General features: G+C 64.2%; 4 protein-coding genes. 3 read left to right on the top strand and 1 reads right to left on the bottom strand.

Annotation, left to right across the window (positions count from 1 at the left end):
- Positions 1-236 precede the first annotated feature (236 nt).
- Positions 237-926: a hypothetical protein gene (locus F6X53_RS31855; protein WP_151005915.1), complete on the top strand. Its 690-nt coding sequence runs from the start codon at positions 237-239 to the stop codon at positions 924-926.
- A gap of 280 nt (positions 927-1206) precedes the next feature.
- Complete coding sequence (locus tag F6X53_RS31850) at positions 1207-1668, top strand: hypothetical protein (protein WP_151005913.1); 462 nt, start codon at positions 1207-1209, stop codon at positions 1666-1668.
- A 25-nt stretch (positions 1669-1693) separates the two neighbouring features.
- Here F6X53_RS31850 and F6X53_RS31845 read toward each other — a convergent pair whose 3' ends face one another.
- Positions 1694-3202: a DUF4214 domain-containing protein gene (locus tag F6X53_RS31845; protein ID WP_151005911.1), complete on the bottom strand. Its 1509-nt coding sequence runs from the start codon at positions 3200-3202 to the stop codon at positions 1694-1696.
- 47 nt (positions 3203-3249) lie between these two features.
- Here F6X53_RS31845 and F6X53_RS34210 point away from each other — a divergent pair, with 47 nt between their 5' ends.
- Entirely contained in the window at positions 3250-3606 is a 357-nt protein-coding gene (locus tag F6X53_RS34210; RefSeq protein WP_425324718.1) for an NrdR family transcriptional regulator, read from the top strand.
- Positions 3607-3828: the final 222 nt, after the last annotated feature.

Below are 3828 nucleotides of genomic sequence, written 5' to 3'. Positions count from 1 at the left end.
GAACATCGCCCGCCTTCGGCGACTCCTCTCGTTCTGAGACCTGCGAGGCGCGCGTCCGATTTCCTGCTCCGCTAAGCTGCAAGCGGACCGTCTCCTATCGGCCAGGATCAGCCATTCGGCATCGCGCCCTAATCGGCAGGTCGCTTCCTCAGTTAGCGTCATTCGGATCTGAGCATCGTCAGAAAACGGCGTGGTCGCCACGCTCGGCGAACCGGAAGAACCGGACGCCGGTTGACATGAACTTCGAGATCCCCGTCCTGCTGACGACCAAAGCCATGCCGCGGGCCCGGGATTCGTCGGAAGCAATCTACAACCGCTGCATCGTCATCGAGATGACAAACGTGGTCGAGGAGCACGAGGCGCGTGCCGCACGCGTTTCGCTGGGCCTGCCGGCCGACAGTCTTGTCGGCGAGGCGATGGCAGCAATGGAGGGGCCCGGGATCCTGAATTGGGCCATGGACGGCCTGGACCGGCTGCGGGCCCGCGGCCGCTACGACCCGCCAGCGAGCGTCCGGGAAGCCAATCGCCGGTTCCGGGACGACAACAACACGGTGGCCGCCTGGATGTCGGCCGCGGTCGAGAAGGACCCGTGCTGCAAGGTCTCCCGCAACGATCTGCGCTGCTCCTTCAACGGCTGGCAGCGCGAGGAGATGGGCGCCGAGGCCCGGGCCTGGGGCGGGCGACAGTTCTTCCTGCAGGTTCGGCGGTTGGCGCCCTACGCCAACGTGGACGGCTCACAGGCTGATGACGGTGAGCGTTTCATCTGGGGTGTCCGGATGACCTCGGCCGGACTTCGCTTCTGGGAGGATCATCGCCTGGAGCCGCTGAGCAACGGGACCAAGGGCTACTCGTCGCGAGAGCAAGACGTAAACCGTTATCACGACGGCGTTTCTGGCTCTGAAACATCCCGGCGGACGGAGTTCTGAGGTGCCAGCACATCGGCCCCACACATCTCGGATTTCACAACACTTCTTCTGTGGTGAGCCGAAATCGCACCACAGAAGAAGTGTTGTGAATCTGCGATCTGTTGCGGAAGTGTGGTGCCGCCAAGCCATTGGCGCAGCAGCGCAATCCGCTCTCTCACAACACTACAACACTTCTCTCCCCTTGGAGAAGTAGGGAAACAAAAATTAGAAAAAGAGGCATAAAGAGAGTTCTGGGGCGAAGTAAGGGATTTGGCGAGAAGAGTTGTGGTGGAGGCGCGCGATGAGCGATTGCTTCGAGAAACGCCTGCAGCGCTTGACCGTCGACATCACCGCCCCCGCGACGGCCCACGAGGCCCGCTGGACCCTCGCGGCGCTCCGCAGGGTCGATCCCGAGATCGGCGCCCGGCTTGATCGACAGATCGGTCTCTGGCTCGAGGCGGCGCGGACCGGCGACGAGGATGAGATCGAGCTGCAGGGCGGCGGGCTCGCGCGTGGCTACCGCAAGGCCGCCGAGATCATGCAGGCGGCCGACGCCGAGGACGATTCCTACCTGCTCGGCCACGATGCAGCGTCCGGCCTTACGCTGGCGATAGGGCATTCGCCGGCTTCAGCCGAAGCGGTGAAGGTTAATCATGGTCCCGACGCGGTCTGGATGACGCCGGACGAAGTCGCCGGCCTGCTGCAGAGCCTCGGCGGATTCGAGACCATCGCGGCGATCAAGCGGGCGTGGCCGGAGCCGTGAGCCAGTGATTGCCGATCACCTCCAGTCACAGCAGGCCGAGATCACCGCCGTGAAAGCGGATGGCTGCCTCTGTGATGCTGGCGACGCCAGCCAAGTGGATGATCGCGTCGGCCGCACCGTTGTGGTCGACATCCACGTAGAGGTTGCTCTTCGACGCATCGAAAAGGGCGAAGGCATTCGACCCTCCGAGCTCGACATCGGATCTCAGAAGCGACAGAGCGGCCCCCTCGCTCGGCACGACACGCAGCTCAACTCCGTTTGCCTTTCCGGCGAACAGTGCCGTGAAGTCGAGCACGTCGCCATTGTAGCTGGAGGTCAGCTGGCCGGCTCCCTGGCTGGCCGGTGCGCCCGGCGTACTGATCGTATTCGCATGAAAATCCGTGATCGTGTCCATGTGGGCAGTGGTCGACTGGTTGAGGTCTCCGTACACGAAGACGTCGTTGCCGGCGCCGCCGGTGAAGGTATCGGCTCCGTAGCCACCGGCGAACACGTCATTGCCCGCCCCGCCCTTGATCGTCAGTCCTTGCGCCGCATCGCGGTGGGCCGACCCATCGAACACAACGGCGCCGGCCGCTCCCGTTCCGGCGACGCCGGACGCATTGAGCGCCGTCACGTTGGGCAGGCTGCTTTCGCCAAAGTTCACGCCGTGGGTGCCGCTGACCGTGATGGTCGTGGCGGCTGCATCATTCAGTTCCACGGTCAGTGCGGCGCTTCCGGAGCTGACCGACGTGTCGAGGTTGATGGTCTCCACGCCGGCGATAGTCAGAGGTGTTCCAGCACTGCTGTGGACGATCGCATTCAGGACATCGGATCCGCCTTGGTCCTGGACCGTGTCGCCCGCCGTCAGGGTCGCGTCCAGGCCAGCGCTGATGACTGAGTTGTAGGTGTCGTTGCCGCTGGTGCCGACGAGATTGTCCACCCCCACCGTGGCGGTGAAGAAATGGTCCGCCCCGCCGAGGAGTGGGTGGGCCGCGTACACGTCCTGTCCCTGCGCCGCCTTGAACAGGAAGTCGTTCACCGCGGCATCCGAGCGGGCGATGAACTCCGGCGACTGAGCGAAGCCGTTCAGCACGTCAGCGCGCATCGCATAACCGGAGCCCGGCGTGTTCACCATCTCGAGCCAGGAATGCAGCTCGACGGCCGAGGCGCTGCGATCCAACGCGTGGGCGTAGAGAGACTGGAGATAGCCCTCGGTGACGACCTCTCCGCTGCCGTACTGCGTCGCGAACTCCGGCGAATGCGAGAAAGCCTCGGAGATCGACTTGAGGTTCTGGCCAGAGGCCTCAAAGGCGTTCACGTTGAAGTGCAGACCATTCTTGTCCGGCACGCGACCGAATGCGACCTGATAGTCGCGAATGACGGGATCGACGTTGGCGTTTGCCTCCGGCGAGTTGACGATCGAACCGTAGACCTGTGCGTCCGTGAAGAAGCCGGATTGGGAAGCGGTGGTGAGGGCGTTCACGTCGTCGCCGCTCGGGGCGCGCTGGAGCACGTTCTCGAAAGCGATGGTGATCTGCGCAGCTGTGAGAGCCATTGGACCGTCTCCTCTTCGCGCCGATCGCCGTCGGCCGTTGAGGGGTTATGGACAGGGGGCTCCAGCGGAACAGTGATCCTGATCACGGGAATAGCGCGATGGGCGCAAGGCCGCGTTGCCCAGCCGCAGCGCGCGGCGAGCTGAGGCCAGGGCCGATGTTCTCCTGCCCGAAGTGCCAGGCCGCGACCCGCGTGATCGATAGTCGCCCTGATGAGGACCGCCGCCAGATCACTCGGCGGCGACGGTGCGGTGATGCGGCCACCGCTTCTCGACCTATGAGAGCGCCTACGACGTCGCGAACCTCAGGGCGAACCAGCGCAAGGCCCAGGCTCGGTACAAGCTGCGCCAGGGCCCTGAGGCCCGGGCCGAGCGCATCCGCCGGAGCAATCCCCGACGGGATGTGAAGGTCGAGGCTGCAGAGACAGGGCAGTCACTGGCGGAGGTGCTGAAGCGGTGGGATCCGAGCCTGCACTTCTGTCCCGGAAGCACATTTCAGCTGGCGTGCCGGAAAGCGGACGGGTAGCCGCAACGGCGCGTTAGCATTACAGTTGCAAGCTAGATGTTTGATCCCAGGGTTTGATGGTGCAGTTTTCTCACGCGAGTGGAAGGATGCGCTATGGGCCAAG

The organism is Methylobacterium soli, from assembly GCF_008806385.1.
Classification (GTDB): Bacteria; Pseudomonadota; Alphaproteobacteria; order Rhizobiales; family Beijerinckiaceae; genus Methylobacterium; species Methylobacterium soli.
The sequence above is the reverse complement of the archived record's forward strand: the minus strand, read 5'-3'. Positions and strand labels throughout refer to the sequence as shown.

What these genes read in the sequence shown, in the direction of transcription:
- F6X53_RS31855 (WP_151005915.1), top strand. Translation starts at nt 237, where the DNA reads ATGAACTTCGAGATCCCCGTCCTGCTGACGACCAAAGCCATGCCGCGG.
- F6X53_RS31850 (WP_151005913.1), top strand. Translation starts at nt 1,207, where the DNA reads ATGAGCGATTGCTTCGAGAAACGCCTGCAGCGCTTGACCGTCGACATC.
- F6X53_RS31845 (WP_151005911.1), bottom strand. Translation starts at nt 3,202, where the DNA reads ATGGCTCTCACAGCTGCGCAGATCACCATCGCTTTCGAGAACGTGCTC.
- F6X53_RS34210 (WP_425324718.1), top strand. Translation starts at nt 3,250, where the DNA reads ATGGACAGGGGGCTCCAGCGGAACAGTGATCCTGATCACGGGAATAGC.